Below are 24,445 nucleotides of genomic sequence, written 5' to 3' on the forward strand. Positions count from 1 at the left end.
CAAATAGCTCAGTAACAAAGAATTAAAGGATTAACATGACTGATAAATCATACAAAATTGCCGTACTACCTGGTGATGGCATTGGCCCAGAGGTAATGCAACAAGCACATAAAGTGCTAGACGCGATCGAAAAGAAGCACGCGATTAGCTTTTCTCGCGAAGAGTATGATGTTGGTGGTATTGCGATTGATAACCACGGCTGTCCACTTCCAGAAGCAACAGTAGCTGGCTGTGAAGAATCTGACGCAGTACTTTTTGGTTCTGTCGGCGGTCCTAAATGGGAACACCTTCCACCAAACGATCAACCAGAGCGTGGTGCCCTACTTCCTCTACGTAAACACTTCCAACTGTTCTGTAACCTACGCCCAGCACAAATCCATAAAGGTCTAGAGTCTTTCTCTCCTTTACGTGCTGACATCTCAGGTAACGGTTTCGACATCGTGGTAGTACGTGAGCTAACAGGCGGCATCTACTTCGGCCAACCTAAAGGTCGTGAAGGCGAAGGCGCAACTGAAAAAGCATTTGATACTGAGGTTTACCACCGCTACGAAATCGAACGTATTGCAAAAATTGCGTTTGAATCGGCACGCCTACGTAACAAAAACGTTTACTCAATCGATAAAGCGAACGTTCTACAGAGCTCTATCTTATGGCGCGAAGTTGTCGAAGATATTGCAAAAGATTATCCAGATGTCACGCTAAACCACATGTACATCGACAACGCGACCATGCAGCTAATCAAAGATCCTTCTCAGTTTGACGTAATGCTGTGTTCAAACATCTTCGGCGACATCATCTCTGATGAGTGCGCAATGATTACAGGCTCTATGGGTATGCTTCCTTCTGCTAGCTTGAACGAAAGCAACTTCGGCCTATACGAGCCAGCAGGCGGCAGTGCACCAGATATCGCAGGTAAGAACATCGCAAACCCAGTAGCGCAAATCCTTTCTGCAGCACTAATGCTTCGTTACAGCCTAGGCGAAGAAGCGGCAGCACAAGACATCGAAGCAGCGGTATCTAAAGCGCTTTCAGCAGGCGAGCTAACAGCAGACCTTGCAGGTAACAACCAAGCACTGACTACCTCTGAAATGGGTGACAAGATCGCTGAGTACATCTTAGCTTCATAAGCTAAATACTCCGATTAAAAGCAAGTACATAAGAATAATATCAAGCCAAGTCAGCGTAAACCGCATGACTTGGCTCGAAACAAACACTGGGACTGATGCTCCCAAGGAAGAAAAGCTATGTCGACAAACCAGCAAGCAAAAACCTTATACGAAAAAGTTTATGACGCTCACGTTGCGGTTGCAGCGAAGGGCGAAACACCAATTCTTTATATCGATCGCCACTTAGTCCATGAAGTAACCTCGCCACAAGCCTTTGATGGCCTGCGTGAAAAAGGCCGTAAAGTTCGCCAAGTAGGCAAAACTTTTGCGACCATGGATCACAACGTATCGACACAAACGAAAGACATCAACGCTTCTGGTGAGATGGCTCGTATCCAAATGGAAACGCTATCGAAAAACTGTGAAGAATTTGGTGTCACGCTTTACGATCTAAACCACAAATACCAAGGTATTGTGCACGTAATGGGCCCAGAGCTAGGTATTACTCTGCCGGGCATGACCATCGTATGTGGTGACTCACACACAGCAACACACGGTGCATTCGGTTCTTTAGCATTCGGTATCGGTACTTCTGAAGTGGAGCACGTTCTAGCAACGCAAACGCTAAAACAAGCTCGCGCTAAAACCATGAAGATCGAAGTAAAAGGTAAGGTTGCTCCGGGTATCACTGCAAAAGACATCGTGCTAGCGATCATCGGTAAAACAACAGCGGCTGGCGGTACTGGCTACGTGGTTGAATTCTGTGGTGAGGCAATTACAGACCTTACGATGGAAGGTCGTATGACGGTATGTAACATGGCAATTGAGCTTGGTGCGAAAGCTGGCTTAATTGCTCCAGATACAACGACATACGAGTACATCAAAGGTCGTAAGTTCTCTCCAGCAGGGGAAGACTTAGAAGCGGCAATTGAATACTGGGACACATTGAAAACCGATGCTGACGCAGAGTTCGATGCTGTTGTCACGCTAGAAGCGGCAGACATCAAACCGCAAGTCACATGGGGAACCAACCCAGGTCAGGTTATCTCGGTAGACACACCAATCCCTGCACCAGAAAGCTTCGCAGACCCTGTTGAAAAGGCATCTGCAGAAAAAGCTCTGGCTTATATGGGTCTTGAAGCGGGTAAGTCGCTATCGGATTACAACGTCGATAAAGTCTTCGTAGGTTCTTGTACTAACTCTCGTATCGAAGACATGCGTGCAGCAGCAGCGGTAGCGAAAGGCCGTCAAGTCGCGAAACATGTTCAAGCGCTTATCGTTCCGGGTTCAGAGCAAGTTAAAGCACAAGCTGAAGCTGAAGGCCTAGATAAGATCTTCATCGAAGCCGGCTTTGAATGGCGCTTACCAGGCTGTTCTATGTGTCTTGCAATGAACAACGACCGTCTAGGTCCACAAGAGCGCTGTGCTTCTACATCAAACCGTAACTTTGAAGGTCGCCAAGGCCGTGATGGTCGTACGCACCTAGTTAGCCCAGCAATGGCAGCCGCAGCAGCTATCGCTGGTCACTTTGTCGATATTCGTGAACTTTAATTAGAGGATTTAACATGTCAGGTTTTCAACAACACACCGGATTAGTCGTTCCTCTAGATACGGCCAACATCGATACTGATGCGATCATTCCAAAGCAGTTTCTACAGAAAGTAAACCGCATCGGTTTTGGTAAACACTTGTTCCACGATTGGCGCTTCCTAGACGATGCAGGCCAACAACCAAACCCTGAATTTGTAATGAATGAAGAACGCTACCAAGGCGCTTCAATTCTTCTAGCTCGTGAAAACTTTGGTTGTGGTTCATCTCGTGAACACGCACCTTGGGCACTTGCCGATTACGGTATCCAAGTAATGATCGCACCAAGCTTTGCCGACATTTTCTACGGTAACTCGATCAACAACCAAATGGTGCCGGTTCGATTGACTGAGCAAGAAGTGGATGAGCTATTCCAATTCGTTGAAGCAAATGAAGGCGCAGAAATCACCGTTGATCTAGAAGCAATGAAAGTGAGCGCAAATGGTAAACAGTACTCGTTTGAAATTGATGAGTTCCGCCGTCATTGCTTACTGAATGGTTTAGATAATATCGGCCTTACACTTCAACATGCTGATAAGATCTCAGAGTTTGAAGCTAAGATTCCTAGCTTCCTGAAATAAAGAAGTCTTGAAATAGAATCACACAGTTTCTGTAGACATAAAAGGTTGGCCTAGTGCCAACCTTTTTTATTTAGCTGAATATCATTATTAAACTTCTTCTTTATTTGACTAAGTTCGTTATTTAACTGAAGAGCCATGAAAGAAAATGGTAAGCCATAAGGTCTTAGTAGTCAGTCATCAGGAGAATGCCATGAAACAACTACTTTTTATTGTCAGCCTACTTTTCTCAACCTTAGTTTGGTCTGCGCCTAAATCCGATCTTTGGCGGTACTGGAATCAAAGCAATGAAACCAATCTAGAACAAATATCTCACCAAGATTGGCAGCAATTTCTCGATAACTACCTAGTTAAACAAGGGCAAAATACCCTAGTTCGCTATAAAGCAGTGAACACTGCCGATAAAAAAAAGCTCAAGCAATACATCAAGCAACTCGAACAAGTTAATCCGCTCGACTATTCAAAAGCGGAGCAGTATGCCTATTGGGTTAACCTATACAACGCCGTGACTGTCGATTTGATTCTTGATGCCTACCCGATAAAATCCATCACTAAACTTGGCGGACTATTTAGTTTCGGGCCGTGGGGAGATGATGTGGTAGGCGTTAACGGTAAGTCACTGACACTCAACGATATTGAACATCGAATCCTAAGACCGATTTGGCAAGATCCACGCACGCATTATGCAGTGAACTGTGCCAGCCTAAGTTGCCCTAACTTGCAGCCTGATGCTTTTACCTCTGACAATACTGAAACCTTGCTAGAGCAAGCTGCTCATGAGTTTGTAAACAGTGACAAAGGCGTGCTGGTTACAAATAATAAGCTTCAGCTATCATCGATTTACGATTGGTTTGCTGTGGATTTTGGTACGGAGAAACAACTCATTCAGCACTTAGACCAATATCGAACAGAAGCAGTAACCAATACTCAAAATATCAGTTATGACTACGACTGGTCGCTCAACCAAGCTAACTAGCTCTAACGCTAAACTTCATAACTAAAGCAAAACAAAAAAGAGGCTAGGGTTTTATCAACCACTAGCCTCTTTTCATCTATTTCACTGAATTCTAAAACTAGAAACTTGAACCTGGCTGCTGCAAGAATTCAACCTCTTCAGGAGTCGAAGTTCGTCCTAACACTTCATTTCGGTGCGGATAGCGACCAAATCGCTCAATGATAATCTTGTGCTTAAACTCAAAATCCAAATTATGTTCTAATCCCGTTTGAGAAAAGAGCTCCACGGCTTGTTCATGGACCAACAAAGACTCACTGTGCATATAAGGCATATACAGGAAACTTTTTTGTTGCTCGTTAAGTTGGTGGTCAAAACCACCCGCTACCGCCTCTTGCGCTAGAGCCAACGCCATCGGATCAGCCGAAAAAGCTGCCGGACTGTTTCTACCAATATTTCGAGAAAACTGATCAAGCACGATAATCTCTGCCAATCGCCCTTGTGCGTTTTGTCGCCATTCAAACAGCTCACCTTGAGTCGCAGTTTTGTGCAGTTCAGAAAATCGAGACTCTATCAAAGAGTCAAGCTCGGCGCCGCCAGTAAACCAATCTTTAGGCGTCAACTCATCGAACCAAAACTCTAGAACATCCTGATACGTCACCGTCATATAATTCCCTTTAATAAAAAAGCGAGTCATTTAATGTCATGACTCGCTTTAGTGTTCGATTACTTAAAACCTTTAACTTTTTTTATCAGGTCATAAGCATTTTGAATCTCTTGCGATTTCTCTTTCGCAACATTCATCATCTCTGGAGGCAAGCCCTTCGCCATCAGTTTATCTGGGTGGTGCTCATTCATCAGCTTACGATAAGCTTTCTTGACCTCTTTACCGTCGGCACTCTCACTCACACCTAGTACCTTAAAAGCATCGCCAAGCTGATTCTGCTGTGAAGCCTGTTGCCAACCTGATGATTGCCCATGGCCTTGATGACCACCAAAGCTTCCGCCTTGCTGTTGGAAACGGAATGCAGCTTCTTGCATCTGCAAGCGGCGTTCTAATTGCTCTGCAGAAAACCCTAGACCTTGAGCTATCTTATGCAAGACCTGACGCTCACTTGGATGCAAGCTCCCATCAGCAAATGCAGCAGATACTTGCAACTCAAGAAAGAACTGTAGAAGATCAAAACGACCACCCGATGAGATTTTCACTCGCTCAAGTACATCGCTCAGCGGGAAGTCACTCTCTTTACCGTCACGAAAAGCATCTTGCGCCGCTTTACGTTGCTCTCCATGTAGGTTCATGCGCTCCATCATGGTAGAAGCAAGCTGAATCTCTTCTGGTGTTACTTGCCCCTTCGCTTTAGCAACATGTCCCATAACCGCAAAAGCGGATTTAAAAAACTCACTCTGTCTTTCTGCTTGACTTGGCCCTCGACCAAAACCAGAGCTATTGAATCCAGATTGGTTCAATCGGCGAGCTTTATCGAATTGATGTCCTAAAAACAGACCAAAAACTAAACCGAGCGGCCCTCCAAATAAAAAGCCAAAAAACGCGCCCAAAATTTTGCCAAATATTTGCATTATGTGTTCTCTATCTATGAATTTTATCTGAGTAATGCTGTCTGATGATGCTGAATGCTAATATTTCCTTTATCATAAGGAAAATGCTTTATTAATTGGATTGATACTAGATCAACCCTTCATCTAGTGACACAGGATAGTTCAACTTCATGCAATCTTTTTCCCGCACCTTGTTAGCCGCGTCTATAAGTACGGCGTTATACGTGTCGACAACTCAAGCTGAAACAATCACCAATAGTAGTGTGCAGGAAATGCCCTCTATAGATCAATGCTTGATCGAACCCGCTGCAGAAAACGAGACACAGCTACCCGCACACGTTGAGTCAGATCGCTTAGAAGCTATCAATGGTGACAAGGCTATATATTCAGGTGACGTAAGAGTTACGCAAGGGAACAAGACCATCCTTGCTGATAACGTAACCCTACACCAACAAGAAAATATCGTTGTAGCTGAAGGCAACGTAAACTTTAGTGACGGTCAAATCAAGTCAGTATCAGATAGAGCAACCAACAATCTGACTAGCGATGAGATGACGTTAGAAAATACCGATTACGAATTTCTTTGCGAACCAGGTCGCGGAGATGCGGTTTATATCGCAAAAACAGGTAAAGCGGTTTATGAGATTGAAGATGGCTCGATTACCTCTTGCCCGATTGGTGACAACGCTTGGCGTCTAAGAGCATCGAGTATCGATGTCGACCAAGACGAAGAGCAAGCGACCTTTTATAACCCACGCTTTGAAATCCAGAGCGTTCCAGTTTTCTATCTGCCTTATCTAACTGTCCCTATTGGCGATACACGTAAAACAGGTTTCCTGTACCCAACCGTGTCATACGGTTCAAGTGATGGCTTTGAAGCTGAAATCCCTGTTTATTGGAACTTAGCACCAAACTACGACTTAGAAACCACTTTTAAGTACATGCAAGAGCGTGGCACACAACTGAACAGTAAATTCCGTTACTTGAGCGATTTCGGCTCCGGTAGCATTAAGTCTGAATACCTACCTGATGATAAGAAGTTCAAAGAGAAAGGTGACCGCTGGGGCGCTCAGCTAGAGCATACAGGGATTTTCCAAGAGTCATGGTTGTTTGAGGTTGATTACTCAAAAGTGAGTGACACAAAGTACTTCACTGAGGTGAGTTCAAGTGATATCGGTAACCGTGAAGATGGTCAGTTACTTCAAGAGGGTAAAGCAACCTATCGTTCCCAAAACTGGGATGCCTCAGTACTAGTCCGAGACTTCCAAGTTCTAACTGAAGAAGACAACCTACCTTACCGTCTGATGCCTCAGCTTGAATACAATTACTACGCTCCTGAGGTAATGAAGTATTTAGATTTCGACATGATCAGCCATGTGTCACTATTTGATACCGACGCAACAGGAAAACCATCAGCTACCCGAGTCCACGTGGAACCAGGTATTACGATCCCAGTTGGCAATACTTGGGGTACTTGGACGACAGAAGCTCGTTTGCTTGGTACGTACTACCAGCAAGATCTATCCGGGGTTAATACAACCGAGAAACAAATACGTGACTCATCAGGCAACTTAGTCGATAACCCATACTACGGTCTTGAAGATACGGTATCTCGCGTAATTCCAGAGTTTAGAAGTCATGCTGGTATCGTTCTTGAACGCGATACAACAATTGTTGGCAATTACACTCAAACGCTAGAGCCACAAGTTCAGTATTTATATGTTCCTGAGCAAGATCAAAGCGACATTGGTCTGTACGATACAACACTATTACAAACAGATTATTACGGCTTATTTAGAAGTCGAAAATACAGTGGTGTAGATCGTATTGCCGCGGCAAACCAAGTCAGTTATGGGGCTTCATCTCGTTTCTTTGATGACGAATACAAAGAAAGACTAAATATATCATTTGGTCAAATATTCTATTTTGATAAAGATACAAAACAAACCCTGAGCAGTGAAGGATCTAATAACAAAACTAATTATTCGTCTTGGGCTATAGAAATGGACTTCAACTATGATGACTACCTGTTCTACCATGGTGGCGTGCAATACGATATTGACTCATCTTCGATGCAATTAGCGAATAGTACACTTGAATACCGCTTTGCTGGTGGTTACATACAAACCAACTATCGCTATGTAACAGAAGAGTACATAAATGAAACTGTAGATTTTGACGTATCATCAATTACGAGGGATGGTATCTCACAAGCAGGTCTACTCGGAGCCTACCAAATTTCGCCAAAGTGGAATACCAGTGCTCAATATTTCTATGACTTAACCACACAAGAAGATCTAGAGTGGTTAGCTCGTTTAAACTACAAATCGGATTGTTGGTACATCGGCTTTACTTATAGTAACCGTTTGACAAACAACATTAGTAATCCAAATACTACGCCTGAATATGAAAATAACTTCAGCGTTAACTTCGGTATTGTAGGCTTTGGTACCAACATTGGTTCTGACTCTGGAGCAGTTGGGGATAGCAGCTCCGACAACTCGCTAAGCTACGGTCGCCCATTCTTCTTAAACAACTAATTTTCTTTACTGATAAGACATCAGTAAATTTAAAGGATTACACATGACATTGTGGAAACGCACATTAATTGCCATTGCAGCAGCTTGTACTTTATCAACAAGCTATGCAGCGCCGATCGAGCTAGACAGCGTAAAAGTTATCGTTAACGAAGGCGTTATCTTACAAAGTGACATCGATGCTTCTATGAAGACGCTGCGTGCAAACGCTAAAAAAAGCGGTCAAACACTGCCATCACAAGACGTGCTCAACGAGCAAGTGCTTGAAAAACTGATCATCGATACTATTCAGACTCAAGAAGCGGAACGTATCGGTGTTCGTATTGATGATGCTCGACTTGATCAAGCTATTGAAGGTATCGCCAAAGACAACAACCAAACGGTAGAACAACTTACCGCATCGGTTGCTGAAGAAGGCCTTAGCTACAATGCATTTCGAGAGCAAGTAAGAAAAGAAATTGCGGCAAGTGAGGCTCGCAATGCTCTAGTTCGCCGTCGTATTAACATCCTTCCTGCAGAGGTCGATAACCTAGCGGATATCTTAGCGCAAGAGAGTAACGCAACCGTTCAATACAAGATTGGACACATTCAACTTCGCTTCAATGATGACCAAACCAAAGAAGAGCTAGAAGCCCAAGCTAAAGAACTTGTCGAAGAACTGAACTCAGGCAAAGATTTTAGCACCATGGCATATACTTACTCTAAAGGTCCTAAAGCACTACAAGGTGGTGATTGGGGTTGGATGCGCAAAGAAGAGATGCCGACCATCTTTGCTGATCAAATCAAAATGCAAAATAAAGGCAGCATCATAGGTCCTTTCCGAAGCGGCGTTGGTTTCCATATTCTAAAAATTGAAGATGTGAAAGGCTTAGAAACCGTAGCGGTAACGGAAGTTAATGCTCGTCATATCCTGATTAAGCCAACGGTCATCTTGAGTGATGACGGTGCCAAAGAGCAACTTGAAGAAATCACTCGTCGTGTCAACGCAGGTGAAGCGAGCTTTGGCGACCTTGCTCAGCAATACAGCCAAGACCCAGGTTCTGCAGTACAAGACGGTGAGCTAGGTTACCAAACGCCAGATTTGTATGTACCAGAGTTCAAACACCAAGTAGAAACACTACCCGAAGGTAAGATCAGTGCGCCATTCAAAACCGTGCACGGTTGGCACATTGTTGAAGTACTAGACCGTCGCGAAGTAGACCGTACTGATTCAGCTTTGAAAAATAAAGCTTACCAAATTCTATTTAACCGTAAATTCAACGAAGAAGCTGGTGCTTGGCTACAAGAAGTGAGAGCAAGTGCCTTTGTGGAAATGGTTGAGGACGACCAAGATGACAACTAAACGTATTGTCATAACTGCAGGAGAGCCCGCGGGGATAGGTCCAGATCTGACTCTGGCTCTATCTCAAGAAAGCTGGCCTCATCAACTTGTAGTCTGTGCCGATAAGACACTGCTAGCTGAACGAGCTAAAGTGCTTGGTATCGAAGTGGATCTGCTAGATTACGACGCAAACGCGGCTAAGCAACCTCAACGTGCTGGCACACTAGTAGTGAAACACATTCCACTTGCTGAAATGGCAATTGCGGGCCAACTCAACGAGGCTAATGGCCATTACGTATTAAATACTTTAGAAACCGCAGCAATTGGCTGTATGAATGATGAATTTGATGCTATTGTCACCGGCCCTGTTCACAAGGGTGTAATTAACCGAGCTGGCGTTGCTTTTAGTGGCCATACCGAGTTCTTTGCAGAGAAGTCCAATACACCACTGGTAGTGATGATGTTGGCAACTGAAGGGCTGCGTGTTGCTCTCGTAACAACGCACATCCCACTAGCTTATGTATCTCAAGCAGTGACCGAAGACAGATTAGAGCAAATTATTGCTATTCTGAATAAAGACTTGGTTGAAAAATTTGCTATTGAGAAACCAACTATCTACGTGTGTGGCTTGAATCCACATGCTGGTGAAGATGGTTGCTTAGGGCGTGAAGAAATAGAAACCATCACCCCGACGCTAGAAAAAATTCGCCAAAAAGATGGCATCAATTTAGTTGGCCCATTGCCAGCAGACACCATCTTTAATGAAAAATATTTGCAAGATGCAGATGCTGTTTTAGGTATGTATCACGACCAAGTACTCCCGGTATTGAAATACAAAGGGTTTGGTCGCTCAGTGAACATCACGCTTGGCTTACCGTTTATTCGCACATCAGTCGACCACGGTACCGCCTTAGACTTGGCAGGGAAAGGCCAAGCCGATACAGGGAGCTTTAGAACAGCGCTCACGCACGCCATTGAATTAGTAGAGAAAAAGCAATGAGAAATGATGTCCACTTAGGACACAAAGCGCGTAAACGTTTTGGTCAAAACTTCCTTAACGATCCATACATTATTGATGGCATCGTATCGAGCATTAACCCACTACCAGGTCAAAATCTAGTAGAGATCGGCCCTGGTCTAGGCGCTATTACTGAGCCTGTGGGTAAGCTTGTCGATAAATTTACCGTTATCGAATTGGATAGAGACCTTGCAGAGCGTCTTCGTAACCATCCGGATTTGGCTGATAAGCTAACAATCCGCGAAGGCGATGCGATGAAGTTCGACTTCCAAGAGCTCGTTAAGCCAAACAATAAGCTACGCATCTTTGGTAACTTGCCATATAACATCTCTACACCATTGATGTTCCACCTTTTTGAATTCCATAAAGACGTGCAAGACATGCACTTTATGCTTCAAAAAGAAGTGGTTAACCGTTTGGCTGCAGGTCCTGGCAGCAAAGCTTACGGTCGTCTTACTGTAATGGCTCAATACTACTGCAAAGTAACACCAGTACTGGAAGTGCCACCAACGGCTTTCGTTCCGCCACCGAAAGTAGACTCAGCAGTTGTACGCTTGCAGCCATACGAAGTGTTACCTTACCCAGCAAAAGATCTAAAATGGTTAGATCGTGTTTGTCGTGAAGGCTTTAACCAACGTCGTAAAACCGTTCGTAACTGCTACAAGAGCTTAATTGATAAGGAAGTACTTGAAGAACTTGGTATCAACCCAAGTATGCGTCCTGAAAACTTAACGCTCGAGCAGTTTGTCGACATGGCAAACTGGCTGCACGACAGTCACAACGCTGATAAATAAATAAAAAAGGCTCCTACACTTCGGTTAGGAGCCTTTTTTATGTAATACTTTAATTACATTAAGTATACCAACAACAAAAGGTGCGAATATGGATATATCTACGCCTTGTATCAAATGCCAGGTTCACTCTAAATACATAGAGGAGCAATCTGAGCCAACGAAGAACCGTTACGTCTTCGCCTACATCATAACCATCAAAAACCTAAGTAAAACAACGGTGCAGCTGATGTCTCGCCGCTGGTTAATTACCGACTCTAACGGCAAGCAGCTCACCATTGAAGGTGATGGCGTGGTTGGGCAACAACCCGTGATTGAAGCCAACGACGAATACACCTACACAAGTGGCACTGTCATCGAAACCCCTGTTGGCGTTATGCAAGGTCACTATGTGATGACCGATAACAAGGGCATTGATTTTATTACCGAAGTTGACCCATTCAGACTCGCAATCCCTAATATTCTTAATTAGCCGTACATCCGTCTCTACAGGAAATTATTGTGTCGAATTATATTGTCGGAGACATCCAAGGGTGCTTCGACGAACTTCAATTACTGCTTGAAGTTATTAACTTTGATAAACACCAAGATACCTTATGGGTAGCTGGAGACCTAGTCGCTCGAGGCCCAAAATCATTGGAAACTCTACGCTTTATTCGTAGCCTTGGTGACGCAGCTAAGGTTGTATTAGGCAACCACGACTTACACCTTCTGGCGGTGTCCTTAGGGCTATTTCCAGCGAAACCAAAAGATAAGACTCAAGCGATTCTTGATGCTGAAGATCGTGAATTACTACTCGAATGGTTAAGGCAACAACCTTTGCTTCAGGAACACCCGGAGTTCGTGATGTGCCATGCGGGTATCTCACCGCAATGGAGCATAGAAACAGCACGTATCGAAAATCGAGAGATAGTATCCTTGCTGAAGTCAGACAGATGGCAATGGCTTATCGAAAACATGTACAGCAACACGCCTGATTTATGGCATCAGGATTTACATGATATTGAGCGCTATCGCTATGCAATCAATAGCCTAACAAGAATGCGCTTCTGTTTTGAAGATGGTCGACTCGACATGGCATGTAAGCTACCACCCAATGAAATTACCGATGAACCATTAGTACCGTGGTTTGACCTTCCACAACGCATAAAGCTCGATAAAACCGTTGTTTTTGGACACTGGGCTGCACTTGAAGGCTATAACGGAAAAGACGTGATTGGACTTGATACTGGCTGCGTTTGGGGAGGAGACTTAACCGCACTTCGCTGGGAAGATAAACAGTTTTTTACTCAAAAAGCGCTATAGAAACAGAGATACGAATGCTTGCGCTGCTGGGTACAGTAACGCAAGCATTTTTCAAAGCCTAACTCTTAATAACCACAGTTAACGCTCGAGAATCACAAACTCCATATTGTGTTTGTTTTTCTCATCCGCTTGATAAGTATCATTAAAGCTTTGTTTCCAACCCTCTCCCCAGTCTGGGAATTGAGTGTCGCCATCAACATCAAAATCGATATAGGTCAGGTACAACTTGTCTGCTTTAGGTAGGCAGCTTTCATAGATTGAACCACCACCGATGATCATCACCTCTTCAACATCACTAACGAGATCCAGAGCTTTTTCAATAGAAGTAACCGTTGTCACCCCTTCGATCTCTAAGCTCTCATCACGGCTAATCACAACGTTTAATCGGCCAGGTAAAGGACGACCGATCGAATCATAGGTTTTACGCCCCATGACTACAGGCTTACCCATAGTTGAGCGCTTGAACCATGCAAAATCCGCAGGCAAGTGCCAAGGCATCTGGTTGTCTTTACCTATTACACGGTTATTGGCCATTGCTGCAATCATACTGATGATCATAAATCGAAAGTCCTGTCCTTAACTGAGAGAGATTTGATGCTAGACGATAGGTCTGCGTCGGTAGAATAACAGCCCAGGTACAGCTAAGCCAACCGCTAGTCCAGCGATAATGAACATTGATTTCAAAAAGTTCTCCATCAACATTGCCAGTAACTCGGGAGTGTAGCCAGCTCTGTTAATCTCTACCATAGCAATCATTGCCTTGAAGGCAAACACGCCTGGGACCATAGGAATCAAGGCAGCAACCGTAAATACTTTAGGATGCGCTAACAGTTTATGTGACCAATGAACCCCTATCATACCAACTACAGTCGCGGCGAAAAATGTCGCCCATTCGATTGGAATACCAAAGTGCATCATCAGGTAACGGCTACCGTGACCAATAGAGCCTCCTAATGCACAATAAATTAACGCGCGCTGTGGGACGTTAAACACCAATGCGAATCCAACCGCAGGAATCGCGGCGAAAAACATATCATTGAGCAAACCTAAAAACAGTTCGAAAATACTCATTAGCTCGCCCATCCCCAAACATCAGATAAACTCATCGCTGCAACAATACCCAAGCTCGTTGCCAGAGTTAATAAGCTGGCCATGGTAAAGCGCGCTAACCCCATATTAATGTGACCTTTGAGCATATCAGCAACAGAGTTAATCAGAGGAAAGCCTGGTACTAGCATCAATACTGATGAAGCCATCACGATCGTGGGTTGACCGCCAATATTGTAAAGTACTGCTTGAGCAGAGATGGTAGTGGTAACGAATGCGGTGATCGCAAAATTTAATAAAGGATTGAAATGACGATGGCCAACTTCTTGTCTGACGATCATGCCACAGGCTGAAGCAATAAAAGTCATCATGAATACCTGCCAATCTCCGCCCGCAAGACGGCTAAAAGAAGCGCACGATAACCCTATCATCACAACCACTAGCCAACGGTTGTAGCGTTCAGGGCTGATGTTTTGAATCTTTTTATATGCTAATTCATAATCGAGAATTCCCTTCTCCATCATGATGCAAATTCGCTGAATGTCAGTGATCACTTGCATGTTAATGCCACGATCAGCACAGCTTCGTGTGGTGGTAATACAGTGATCATTCATCACGGTAGTGACAACGAGCGCATTGGCTGACAGTGCGACTTCAACCTCATTCACCCCACAAGCAATGCCGATACGGCGCATAATATCGCCGACCAGTGTACTTTCAGCTCCGTGTGCCAGTAACATTTGTCCTGATTGAGCGACAAGTCTTGAGATCGCTCTTTGCTTTAGTGCCATGATTTCCTTCCCATAGGCGTTAAATTTCTAGAAATAAATTCTGCATTAAAATCCGACTGTACATAATGATTTAGATACAAAAAAACCGCAATTTTCATTGCGGTTTAATAAAACTATCAGTGTACTTGTAAGAAGCGACCGATGCGTTATGAGAAACTAAGAGGATTAGTCACGAACATAGATAACATGACCGTCATCTTCTTCGTCATCCCAATCGTCCCAGTCATCGTCATCTTCAGTGACGACATTCTTACCGCTCATCGCATCTTTATGGTAGTCATCCCACATAAAGTCTACTTTTTCTTCTTCTTCAACTTCTACAACTTCACGAGGTAGGTTTTCCATAAACTCACCTAGTTTGAAGCAAAGATCTTTGGTGCCGATTTTGTTCACAGCAGAGATCTTGAAGTACTCGCCTTCCCAACCCAAAGCATCGATGATTTCTTGAATCTTTTCGTCTGCTTCGTCTTCAGGCATTAGGTCAACTTTGTTGAACACTAACCAACGAGGTTTCTGTGAAACTTTTTCACTGTATTGCTCAAGCTCATCAATGATCGTTAGAGCATTCTGAATAGGATCAGACTGATCGATCGGCATAATATCGATCATATGCAGAAGAACACGACAACGCTCAAGGTGCTTAAGGAAACGAATACCAAGGCCTGCGCCATCAGCTGCGCCTTCGATTAGACCAGGGATATCGGCAACGACGAAGCTCTTTTCAGGGACGACACTTACCACGCCCAAGCTTGGGATCAAGGTAGTGAACGGGTAATCAGCCACTTTTGGTTTCGCAGCAGATACTGAACGAATAAAAGTAGATTTACCTGCGTTTGGTAGGCCAAGCATACCAACGTCAGCTAATAGAAGAAGCTCTAAACGCAGTTCGCGAACTTCACCTTTAGTACCCATTGTCTTTTGACGAGGTGCACGGTTAACAGACGATTTAAAACGCGTGTTACCAAGACCGTGCCAACCACCTTTACCAACCATTACTTTCTTACCGTGTTCAGCAACTTCAGCAACGATTTCGTTGGTATGGATATCAACCGCACGAGTACCTACAGGTACTTTCAGTGTAATGTCTTTACCACGTTTACCAGTACAGTTACCACCGCGACCGTTCTCACCACGCTCTGCGTTGTAAAAGCGTTGGAAACGATAATCGATCAGTGTGTTCAAGTTCTCATCCGCTTGGATGTAAACATCACCACCGTCACCGCCGTCACCGCCGTCAGGGCCACCTTTAGCGACGAATTTTTCGCGCCAAAAGCTAACTGTACCATTACCGCCATCACCGGCTTCTATTTTTACTACCGCTTCATCAACGAATTTCATTTTTTAACTCCGCACTTACGTTGCGTTACCACTCATCAAGGAGTGATATAAATTCTAGCAGATCCGTGTTTAGATCGATCACCTAAGATCTAGGCCGACCTGCAACCAAGGAACAAATAAGGAGAGGTTCTTTGCTTTCTTTTTCTTAAAAAACAAATGGTTTCTTAAAAACCAAACTGCTTATTAAAAATTAAAGCCAGAGCGTCTGCTTTTTTATTCTTGCTATAAATAAAAAACCCTGCCGAATCGGCAGGGCTTTTGAATTCAGCTTGAAAGCTAATAAAATAATCTAGTTAAAGATTAAATTACTCAGCTTCGATGCTTACAAACTTACGGTTTTTAGGACCTTTAACAGCAAATTTCACTTTACCTTCAGTAAGAGCGAAAAGAGTGTGGTCTTTACCGATGCCAACGTTTGTGCCAGCGTGGAACTTAGTACCACGTTGACGAACGATGATGTTACCTGCAAGAACAGATTCACCACCAAAACGCTTAACACCAAGACGTTTGCTTTCTGAATCGCGGCCGTTATTAGTAGAACCGCCAGCTTTTTTATGTGCCATTGTTAAACTCTCCTAATACTTAAGCGTTAATGCCAGTGATTTTCACTTCAGTGAACCACTGACGGTGACCAGCTTGCTTACGCGAGTGCTTACGACGACGGAACTTAACGATTTTTACTTTATCGCCACGACCGTGTTGTACTACTTCAGCAGTAACCTTGCCACCTTCAACAAGAGGTGCACCAACAGCGATTTCTTCGCCGTTAGCAACAAGAAGAACTTTATCAAATTCTACAGTTGCACCAGTTTCAACGTCTAATTTCTCTAAACGAAGTGTTTGACCTTCGCTTACTCGGTGTTGTTTGCCACCAGATTGGAAAACAGCGTACATATTTTACTCCGCTTTTTCCGCACAGCCTATGGTTGTTAATTGTACAACTCGGGTGTGCGCTAAACTAATCAATAGGGCGCAGATTCTACGGGAATCATGGCGCTATGACAAGCCATATTTTTAAAAAATTGGCGAAAACCTGTTCGCCAAAGAAAAGTGCGGCAATCATGCCCTTTAGCGATGTATTAATCAACGTTTTTTAGTGTATTATTCAACAATTAAATACAACGTATAAGCCTTACAGGGTCTAACTTCAGCCGGATGAACAATGGATTTTAAAGCTATCCAAACGCTTACTGCCAATGATATGGCAAAAGTGAATGAAACAATTCAAGCCCAACTTAATTCTGACGTAAGTTTAATCAACCAGCTTGGTTTTTATATCGTTAGCGGCGGTGGCAAACGCCTACGCCCTTTGCTTGCTCTTTTATCTGCTCGCGCACTTGGTTACCAAGGTGAAGCTCATATCACCTCTGCAGCCTTTATCGAGTTTATTCACACAGCAACCCTACTTCATGATGATGTCGTCGACGAATCGGACATGAGACGCGGTAAAGCGACAGCCAACGCAGCTTTTGGTAATGCTGCTAGCGTTTTGGTGGGTGACTTTATTTATACTCGCTCATTCCAAATGATGACAACGCTAGGATCCTTAAAGATCCTTGAACTAATGAGTGAAGCAGTAAACGTGATTGCCGAGGGTGAAGTTCAACAGTTAATGAACTGCAACAACCCAGACACCACTGAAGAAAGCTACATGCAAGTGATCTACTCTAAGACCGCTCGCCTGTTTGAAGCCGCAACACAAATCGGTGCCATCCTTAGCGAATCATCACCAGAAATCGAAACGGCAATGCAAAACTACGGTAAATACCTAGGCACCGCATTCCAACTGATTGACGATGTGATGGACTACACTGCTGATGGTAAAGAGATGGGCAAGAACGTTGGTGACGACCTTGCTGAAGGCAAACCAACGCTGCCTTTACTATATGCAATGCACAATGGTTCTCCTGAACAAGCAAGCATGATTCGTGAAGCAATTGAGAAAGCGAACGGCATGGAACGTCTCGACGACATTATGGCGGTGATGAAAGACACAGGCTCATTAGAGTACACGACTAATAAAGCCTATGAAGAAGCCGACAAAGCGATTGCTGAGCTTTCTGTACTGCCTGACTCTGAATATAAGCAAGCACTAACCACACTTGCACACTTGGCTGTTAAACGCAGCAAGTAACTTTGTAGACTGTCTTCTATATAGCGACATTACATAGATAATAAAAAAGAGCCTCAGGGCTCTTTTTTTGATCCTCACGAAAATCTTTTCAAATCCACTGTCAATAACGACTCGACTCTAACGACAACGGAAGTTGAGCTTCGACTTCTTCTATCTCTTCCAGCGGCACTGCGTACTGCTCGTGGCTATTGTATGACTCAACCAGCGCAAATTGCTCTTGCTCATCTATAACGAGGATCTTTCCCAATCTACCTAAATGGAAATGGACGTTCATTCCTTTTTGAATACGACTCATAACTGCTGCCCCACTTTCATCTCTAAAACACTATTTACGAACGAGGCAAATCCAAGGATCAAAAAAGCCGATCATAATGACCGGCATTTATTAGCAATTTTAAATTGAGTTAAATGCTGTATCGCTTACTTAGCGAACTCAACACCAATCTCAATATCGCCATTTAGTGTTTCAAGCATGCTTTCTAAAGCGTTACGCTCGAAGTCGCTCAGTTCACCGTAGCTAAGGATCGCTTCTGCGCCCTCTTTACCTAGCTTAACTGGCTGAGCGAAGAATGGTGCGTGTTCGCCTTCACCTTCAACGTATGCACATTCAATCACGTTCTCTTCACCTTGAAGCGCTTTCACTAGAGCAAGACCGAAACGACAAGCCGCTTGACCCATAGACAGTGTCGCACTGCCGCCGCCAGCTTTAGCTTCTACTACTTCAGTACCTGCATTTTGGATGCGAGTCGTTAGCGCTGCAATTTCTTCATCAGTGAACTCTACGCCTTCAACTTGAGAAAGCAGAGGAAGGATCGTTACGCCTGAGTGACCGCCGATAACAGGAACACGGATGTCGCCTGGATCTTTATCTTTTAGTTCAGCAACGAACGTTTCAGAACGAATCACATCAAGAGTCGTAATACCGAATAGGCGACGCTTATCGTAAACACCTGCTTTCTTGAGTACTTCAGCTGCGATTGGCACTGTTGTGTTTACTGGGTTAGTGATGATACCAACACAAGCAGTAGGACAAGTAACTGCGATTTTCTCTGCAAGAGACTTAACAATGCCAGCGTTCACATTGAAAAGATCCGCACGATCCATACCAGGCTTACGAGCAACACCCGCTGAAATAAGTACAACATCCGCACCTTCTAGTGCTGGTGTTGGATCTTCACCCGCGTAACCTTTGATCGAAACAGGCGTTGGGATATGGCTAAGATCGGCAGCAACACCCGGTGTTACCGGAGCGATGTCGTAAAGTGCAAGATCTGAACCAGCAGGTAGGCGGTTCTTAAGTAGTAGGGCTAGGGCTTGACCGATGCCACCAGCGGCACCAATAACAGCTACTTTCATTGTTATTCTCCTTGAGAGCTTTCTCTTATAGATTCTTTGTAGGGTAATTCTTGAGCTAAATCTAAGTTAAAAAACTATATTAATCACAAAGTGATTACAATCAATTAACGCTAGCTTTGCGACTTCGCGCAAGTCAATAAAACCGTGCTACACAGCAAGTTCGCATTATGGCGATAATCGACTGAAATAACAAAATAAGTCGTCGCAAATAACACATTATTCTATTAAATATTTACAGTGATATGACTAACAAATTACAGGGATGTTTTGGCTAAAATTGAATATGTATGCGAGAATATGCAAACATCTTTGTTAATGAATAAGAATGACATATGCGCAATACAGAAAAGCAAGACAACTTAGTTCGTGCATTTAAAGCCTTACTAAAAGAAGAACGTTTTGGCTCACAAGGCGAAATTGTAGATGCCCTAAAACACGAAGGTTTTGAAAGCATCAACCAGTCTAAAGTCTCGCGTATGTTAACCAAGTTTGGTGCCGTTCGAACTCGTAACGCAAAAATGGAGATGGTTTACTGTCTTCCTGCTGAACTGGGTGTTCCGACAGTTTCTAGCTCTTTACGAGAATTAGTACTAGATATTGACCACAACAATGCATTAGTTGTGATACACACTGGCCCTGGTGCAGCTCAGCTTATCGCTCGCTTATTAGACTCACTAGGTAAGTCGGAAGGCATACTGGGTGTGGTCGCGGGTGATGACACTATCTTTATTACTCCAACGTTATCGGTTACCACTAAGCAACTGTTTGATTCTGTGTGCGAACTGTTTGAATACGCAGGATAATTGCTCACTGTTTCATAACTATCAGCCTTACTAATGGATCACGAACATCTATTCGCTTCGTGATCCAAATCACATCCTAGAATATCCATACACCCTTCCCGAAATTACACTAAATCATTGATTTTAAAAAACTCAGTAGCAAATTAAACACGAGATCTAGACATCATTTGTTAGATTTTTTAGCTATATCTTTTAACATTCGAGTAATTTTCTGCCAATTTTTGATATTATTCAGCCACTTTTTCATCACATGGATTGAAAAAGGTGCCGTTTCCAAATAGGAAACTCCAGAAACGACTACACTTGTTTCAGGGTTAATAATGAATAAAGGAAGGGAAATTCATGGCATTTACCAAACTTATTAAAGTTGGTGCTATTGCAGCTGCTGTAATGGGCGCTGGCGCTGTTAACGCTCAAGAGTTCATCACAATTGGTACTGGTTCAGTGACGGGTGTTTACTACCCGACTGGTGGTGCAATTTGTAAACTAGTGAACAAGGGCCGCAAAGACCACAACATTCGTTGTTCTGTAGAGTCTACTGGTGGTTCAATCTACAACGTTAACACCATCCGTGCTGGTGAACTAGATTTCGGTGTTGTTCAATCGGACTGGCAATACCACGGCTACAACGGTACAAGTAAGTTCAAAGATCAGGGCGAATACAAGAAACTTCGCGCTATGTTCTCTCTACATACAGAACCGTTCAACATCATCGCTCGTACCGATGCTGGCATTAACAATGTTTCTGACCTAGCTGGTAAGCGCGTAAACATTGGTAATCCAGGCTCTGGTGACCGTGCAACGATGGGTGTTGTAATGGACGCAATGGGTTGGACGAACGACAGCTTCAAGCTTGCTTCTGAACTTAAAGGTTCTGAGCGTTCACAAGCACTTTGTGATAACAAGATTGATGCATTTATCTACATGGTTGGTCACCCGAACGGATCAATCAAAGAAGCAACAACGTCTTGTGATGCAAAACTGGTTTCAGCAACGGGTCCACAGATCGACAAGATCGTAGCTGAAAACCCATACTACGCTTACAGCACAGTTCCTGCTGGCATGTACCGTGGTACTGACGCTGACGTAAACAGCTTCGGTGTTGCAGCAACAATGGTAACAACTTCAGACGTTTCTGAAGAAGTTGCATACAACGTTGCTAAGGCAGTATTTGAAAACTTTGACACTTTCAAACGCCTACATCCAGCATTTGCGAACCTGAAAAAAGAAGACATGGTTAAAGCGGGTATCTCTATCCCTCTTCACCCAGGCGCAGCAAAATACTACAAAGAAGTGGGCCTTCTAAAGTAATTCTACTTTAAGCCTACTACACCAATAAGGAGGCTAGCCCTCCTTATTGGCTTTTCACGTTTTATAAAAATAACTTAAGTGAAAAGAGCAACCCTTTAAGTTTCTCCAATTTGGAGGACTTACCTTCGTATCAAGCCTAAGACAAAGACGAACAAAGAACGCATTTCCCTATCCATTCACTACACTAGATAGGAAATAAATAACGTTTGGTTGTTCGTAAGAAAAGGCAGACCATCAATAATAAGGATAAAGTACATGACGCAGACAACATCACCGTCTCCAGATGTGCAAGAAATGGTGGCACAATCAGATACTGGTGCGCGTAGCCCTCGTGGTATCCAAGGCCGTATTTTATGGTTTGTGCCTCTATGTTGGTCACTGTTCCAACTTTGGTATGCATCTCCGCTGCCGTTCATTTTTAACTTCGCAATTTTAAACGACACTGAAGCTCGAGCAATTCACCTTACGTTTGCTATTTTCCTAGCCTTTACCGCTTATCCAGCTATGAAGAACTCGCCTCGGGATCGCATTCCTGCAGTCGACTGGATATTGGCGCTAGTAGGTAGTTTTTCAGCTTCTTATATCTATATTTTCTACACTGAACTTGCCGGTCGTTCGGGCGCACCAACAACATTCGATATTGTTGCTGCTGTATTCGGCATGGTTTTACTGCTTGAAGCAACACGACGCGCTTTAGGTCCACCTCTTATGGTTGTGGCGGCAGTATTCCTACTTTACACCTTTGGCGGTCCACACATGCCAGACGTTATCGCCCATAAAGGTGCAAGCCTGAACAAGGCAATGTCGCACCTGTGGCTAACAACGGAAGGTGTATTCGGTGTTGCTCTTGGCGTATCAACGTCATTCGTATTCTTGTTTGTACTGTTTGGTGCAATGCTAGAACGCGCTGGTGCTGGTGCCTACTTCATCAAGGTTGCATTCTCTCTGCTTGGTCACATGAAAGGCGGCCCAGCAAAAGCAGCCGTTGTAGCCTCTGGGTTATCTGGTCTGGTATCAGGTTCATCTATTGCAAACGTGGTAACCACAGGTACCTTTACTATCCCGCTAATGAAGCGTGTTGGTTTCCCGGGCACAAAAGCAGGTGCGGTAGAAGTTGCGGCTTCAACCAATGGCCAACTAACGCCACCGATCATGGGTGCTGCGGCATTCTTGATGGTTGAGTATGTGGGCATCTCGTATGTGGAAGTTATCAAGGCGGCGCTACTGCCAGCTCTGATCTCTTACATAGCTCTGATTTACATCGTTCACCTAGAAGCATGTAAAGCTGGCATGACCGGCTTACCTCGTCGTCACACACCAACTATCTTACAAAGCCTACTCTCTTTCACTGGCACCATATTAGGTCTATGTGTTATTAGTGCCGCGGTTTACTACGGTGTGGGTTGGACGAAAGATGTATTTGGCGATGCTGCAACACCGATCGTAACTGTGGCGCTATTGATCGCTTATGTTGCTCTGGTTCGCGTATCAGCAAAATACGCAGCTGAAGGCGGCATGGAAATCGATGCGGACCTGAAAGAAGTTCCAGATCCAGGTCCAACAATTAAATCTGGTTTGCACTTCCTACTGCCTATCGTAGTGCTAGTTTGGTGTCTAACCGTTGAACGTTTCTCGCCAGGTCTATCTGCATTCTGGGCAACCGTCTTCATGATCTTCATTTTGATCACTCAGCGTCCTTTGATGACTCTGATGAACAAATCAGACGATCTTGCAGAGCAAACTAAAGCTGGTTTCGTTGATCTAGCAGAGAGCTTGGTTTCAGGCGCACGTAACATGATTGGTATCGGTGTAGCGACAGCTGCCGCAGGTACGGTTGTTGGTGTGGTGACTCTAACGGGTATCGGCCTTGTAATGACTGATTTCGTTGAGTTCATCTCAGGCGGTAGCATCATTCTTATGTTGCTATTCACCGCGGTAATCAGCTTGATCCTAGGCATGGGCTTACCAACCACAGCAAACTACATCGTTGTATCAACGCTAATGGCGCCGGTAATTGTTACTCTGGGCGCTGCGCACGGTCTTATCATCCCACTGATTGCGGTGCACTTATTCGTGTTCTACTTCGGTATTCTTGCGGATGACACACCTCCGGTAGGTCTGGCAGCATTTGCCGCAGCAGCGATTGCGAAATCAGACCCGATTCGTACAGGTATTCAAGGTTTTACCTACGATATCCGGACCGCAATCTTACCATTCATGTTCATATTCAATACCCAACTACTGTTGATGGGCATTGATTCTTGGTGGCATTTAGCGCTAACGATTTTCTCTTCGGTTACTGCGGTACTTATCTTTGCAGCAGCAACTCAAGGTTGGTGGTTCACTAAGAACAAGTGGTGGGAAACCATACTGCTTATCGTTCTGACTTTCTCTTTCTTCCGCCCAGGTTTCTGGTGGGACATGATTTATCCAGAGAAAGTTCTTTCGCCAGGAGTTGAGATCGCTCAAATCACAGAAAATTTATCTGTGGGACAATCACTTGAATTGAGAGTAGGTGGCGAAAACTTAGAAGGTAACTATTCTGAGAAGACAGTCCGCCTTCCATTTGAAGATTCTGCGACAACAAGTGAAGACCGCATTGCTTCAATGGGCCTAATGCTGACACAAGCTGACAACAAGATGATTGTTGATATGGTTGAGTTTGGTAGCCCTGCAGAAGCCGCTGGCATTGACTTTGATTGGGAAATTAAATCCGTTATCCAAGATGCAGATCGACCAATGAAAGAGTGGGTATTCTTACCTGCCCTACTGATTTTGATTGGTTTAGCGATGAACCAAAGAAGGCGTGCTCGTAAGGATGAGATTAGCGCGTAATGGATAGAGCCAAGTAGCGCTCTACTCTATTTGGCTTTTTTACTACATGGAAAAGATAATTACAGCGTTTGGTAT

Annotated in this window: 24 protein-coding genes; 14 read left to right on the forward strand and 10 right to left on the reverse strand. The window is 44.1% G+C overall.

The window, feature by feature from the left end:
- Nucleotides 1-35 precede the first annotated feature (35 nt).
- The 4 genes from leuB (at nucleotide 36) to ACED45_RS07895 (ending at nucleotide 4,247) form a co-directional block, all read left to right on the forward strand.
- Nucleotides 36-1,127 carry a 3-isopropylmalate dehydrogenase gene (gene leuB, locus ACED45_RS07880; RefSeq protein ID WP_102432786.1) on the forward strand — a complete coding sequence of 364 codons (1,092 nt, stop codon included), beginning with the start codon at nucleotides 36-38 and terminating at the stop codon, nucleotides 1,125-1,127.
- A gap of 117 nt (nucleotides 1,128-1,244) precedes the next feature.
- Nucleotides 1,245-2,657, forward strand: coding sequence for a 3-isopropylmalate dehydratase large subunit (gene leuC, locus ACED45_RS07885; RefSeq protein WP_371713700.1), 1,413 nt, complete (start codon nucleotides 1,245-1,247; stop codon nucleotides 2,655-2,657).
- Between the two features lie 14 nt (nucleotides 2,658-2,671).
- The gene (gene leuD, locus ACED45_RS07890; RefSeq protein ID WP_371713701.1) at nucleotides 2,672-3,274 is read left to right on the forward strand and encodes a 3-isopropylmalate dehydratase small subunit; all 603 of its coding nucleotides are present in this window, start codon (nucleotides 2,672-2,674) and stop codon (nucleotides 3,272-3,274) included.
- Nucleotides 3,275-3,464: 190 nt separating this feature from the next.
- Nucleotides 3,465-4,247: a DUF547 domain-containing protein gene (locus ACED45_RS07895; RefSeq protein ID WP_371713702.1), complete on the forward strand. Its 783-nt coding sequence runs from the start codon at nucleotides 3,465-3,467 to the stop codon at nucleotides 4,245-4,247.
- Between the two features lie 97 nt (nucleotides 4,248-4,344).
- On the opposite strand, the gene ACED45_RS07900 is transcribed toward ACED45_RS07895, so the two are convergent.
- Together ACED45_RS07900 and djlA are read right to left on the reverse strand one after the other, a co-directional pair.
- Nucleotides 4,345-4,890: a DUF924 family protein gene (locus tag ACED45_RS07900; RefSeq protein WP_371713703.1), complete on the reverse strand. Its 546-nt coding sequence runs from the start codon at nucleotides 4,888-4,890 to the stop codon at nucleotides 4,345-4,347.
- A 59-nt stretch (nucleotides 4,891-4,949) separates the two neighbouring features.
- Nucleotides 4,950-5,804: a co-chaperone DjlA gene (gene djlA / locus ACED45_RS07905; RefSeq protein WP_371713704.1), complete on the reverse strand. Its 855-nt coding sequence runs from the start codon at nucleotides 5,802-5,804 to the stop codon at nucleotides 4,950-4,952.
- A 149-nt stretch (nucleotides 5,805-5,953) separates the two neighbouring features.
- On the opposite strand from djlA, the gene lptD reads away from it, so the two are divergent.
- The 6 genes from lptD to ACED45_RS07935 all read left to right on the forward strand — a co-directional run bounded on the left by lptD (nucleotide 5,954) and on the right by ACED45_RS07935 (nucleotide 12,755).
- A complete protein-coding gene (lptD, locus tag ACED45_RS07910; protein WP_371713705.1) occupies nucleotides 5,954-8,323 on the forward strand; it encodes an LPS assembly protein LptD in 2,370 nt (789 codons plus the stop codon).
- A 43-nt stretch (nucleotides 8,324-8,366) separates the two neighbouring features.
- Entirely contained in the window at nucleotides 8,367-9,662 is a 1,296-nt protein-coding gene (gene surA / locus ACED45_RS07915) for a peptidylprolyl isomerase SurA (RefSeq protein ID WP_371713706.1), read from the forward strand.
- Nucleotides 9,652-10,641, forward strand: a complete 990-nt coding sequence (gene pdxA / locus ACED45_RS07920; protein ID WP_061019093.1) for a 4-hydroxythreonine-4-phosphate dehydrogenase PdxA — start codon at nucleotides 9,652-9,654, stop codon at nucleotides 10,639-10,641. Before surA ends, pdxA begins: the two co-directional genes overlap by 11 nt.
- A complete protein-coding gene (gene rsmA, locus ACED45_RS07925) occupies nucleotides 10,638-11,453 on the forward strand; it encodes a 16S rRNA (adenine(1518)-N(6)/adenine(1519)-N(6))-dimethyltransferase RsmA (protein ID WP_017632191.1) in 816 nt (271 codons plus the stop codon). Before pdxA ends, rsmA begins: the two co-directional genes overlap by 4 nt.
- A gap of 88 nt (nucleotides 11,454-11,541) precedes the next feature.
- Nucleotides 11,542-11,922, forward strand: coding sequence for a Co2+/Mg2+ efflux protein ApaG (apaG, locus tag ACED45_RS07930; RefSeq protein WP_004735899.1), 381 nt, complete (start codon nucleotides 11,542-11,544; stop codon nucleotides 11,920-11,922).
- A 29-nt stretch (nucleotides 11,923-11,951) separates the two neighbouring features.
- Nucleotides 11,952-12,755: a symmetrical bis(5'-nucleosyl)-tetraphosphatase gene (locus ACED45_RS07935; RefSeq protein WP_146490483.1), complete on the forward strand. Its 804-nt coding sequence runs from the start codon at nucleotides 11,952-11,954 to the stop codon at nucleotides 12,753-12,755.
- 78 nt (nucleotides 12,756-12,833) lie between these two features.
- Here the strand turns inward: ACED45_RS07935 and folA are convergent, their stop codons facing one another.
- The 6 genes from folA to rplU all read right to left on the reverse strand — a co-directional run bounded on the left by folA (nucleotide 12,834) and on the right by rplU (nucleotide 16,825).
- Nucleotides 12,834-13,313, reverse strand: a complete 480-nt coding sequence (gene folA, locus ACED45_RS07940; protein ID WP_146490482.1) for a type 3 dihydrofolate reductase — start codon at nucleotides 13,311-13,313, stop codon at nucleotides 12,834-12,836.
- A gap of 39 nt (nucleotides 13,314-13,352) precedes the next feature.
- Nucleotides 13,353-13,826, reverse strand: coding sequence for a threonine/serine exporter family protein (locus ACED45_RS07945; RefSeq protein WP_017062945.1), 474 nt, complete (start codon nucleotides 13,824-13,826; stop codon nucleotides 13,353-13,355).
- The gene (locus tag ACED45_RS07950; protein WP_146490481.1) at nucleotides 13,826-14,593 is read right to left on the reverse strand and encodes a threonine/serine exporter family protein; all 768 of its coding nucleotides are present in this window, start codon (nucleotides 14,591-14,593) and stop codon (nucleotides 13,826-13,828) included. The genes ACED45_RS07945 and ACED45_RS07950 overlap by 1 nt, the downstream gene beginning before the upstream one ends.
- A 165-nt stretch (nucleotides 14,594-14,758) precedes the next feature.
- Complete coding sequence (cgtA, locus tag ACED45_RS07955) at nucleotides 14,759-15,931, reverse strand: Obg family GTPase CgtA (RefSeq protein ID WP_017061377.1); 1,173 nt, start codon at nucleotides 15,929-15,931, stop codon at nucleotides 14,759-14,761.
- Between the two features lie 305 nt (nucleotides 15,932-16,236).
- Nucleotides 16,237-16,494: a 50S ribosomal protein L27 gene (gene rpmA, locus ACED45_RS07960; RefSeq protein WP_004735905.1), complete on the reverse strand. Its 258-nt coding sequence runs from the start codon at nucleotides 16,492-16,494 to the stop codon at nucleotides 16,237-16,239.
- A 19-nt stretch (nucleotides 16,495-16,513) separates the two neighbouring features.
- Nucleotides 16,514-16,825: a 50S ribosomal protein L21 gene (gene rplU, locus ACED45_RS07965; protein ID WP_004740823.1), complete on the reverse strand. Its 312-nt coding sequence runs from the start codon at nucleotides 16,823-16,825 to the stop codon at nucleotides 16,514-16,516.
- Between the two features lie 268 nt (nucleotides 16,826-17,093).
- Between rplU and ispB the strand changes: the two genes are divergently transcribed.
- Entirely contained in the window at nucleotides 17,094-18,065 is a 972-nt protein-coding gene (ispB, locus tag ACED45_RS07970; protein WP_048657974.1) for an octaprenyl diphosphate synthase, read from the forward strand.
- A 100-nt stretch (nucleotides 18,066-18,165) separates the two neighbouring features.
- Here the strand turns inward: ispB and ACED45_RS07975 are convergent, their stop codons facing one another.
- Together ACED45_RS07975 and mdh are read right to left on the reverse strand one after the other, a co-directional pair.
- A complete protein-coding gene (locus ACED45_RS07975; protein ID WP_102432791.1) occupies nucleotides 18,166-18,360 on the reverse strand; it encodes a hypothetical protein in 195 nt (64 codons plus the stop codon).
- Nucleotides 18,361-18,485: 125 nt separating this feature from the next.
- Entirely contained in the window at nucleotides 18,486-19,421 is a 936-nt protein-coding gene (mdh, locus tag ACED45_RS07980; protein WP_371713707.1) for a malate dehydrogenase, read from the reverse strand.
- A gap of 332 nt (nucleotides 19,422-19,753) precedes the next feature.
- Between mdh and argR the strand changes: the two genes are divergently transcribed.
- From argR to ACED45_RS07995, 3 genes are all read left to right on the forward strand, one after another.
- Entirely contained in the window at nucleotides 19,754-20,224 is a 471-nt protein-coding gene (gene argR / locus ACED45_RS07985; RefSeq protein WP_004740827.1) for a transcriptional regulator ArgR, read from the forward strand.
- A gap of 342 nt (nucleotides 20,225-20,566) precedes the next feature.
- A complete protein-coding gene (locus ACED45_RS07990) occupies nucleotides 20,567-21,535 on the forward strand; it encodes a TAXI family TRAP transporter solute-binding subunit (RefSeq protein ID WP_017061374.1) in 969 nt (322 codons plus the stop codon).
- Between the two features lie 255 nt (nucleotides 21,536-21,790).
- Nucleotides 21,791-24,370, forward strand: coding sequence for a TRAP transporter permease (locus ACED45_RS07995; protein ID WP_371713708.1), 2,580 nt, complete (start codon nucleotides 21,791-21,793; stop codon nucleotides 24,368-24,370).
- Nucleotides 24,371-24,445 lie beyond the last annotated feature (75 nt).

The sequence above is a fragment of the Vibrio crassostreae genome (genome assembly GCF_041439375.1).
Classification (GTDB): Bacteria; Pseudomonadota; Gammaproteobacteria; order Enterobacterales; family Vibrionaceae; genus Vibrio; species Vibrio crassostreae_D.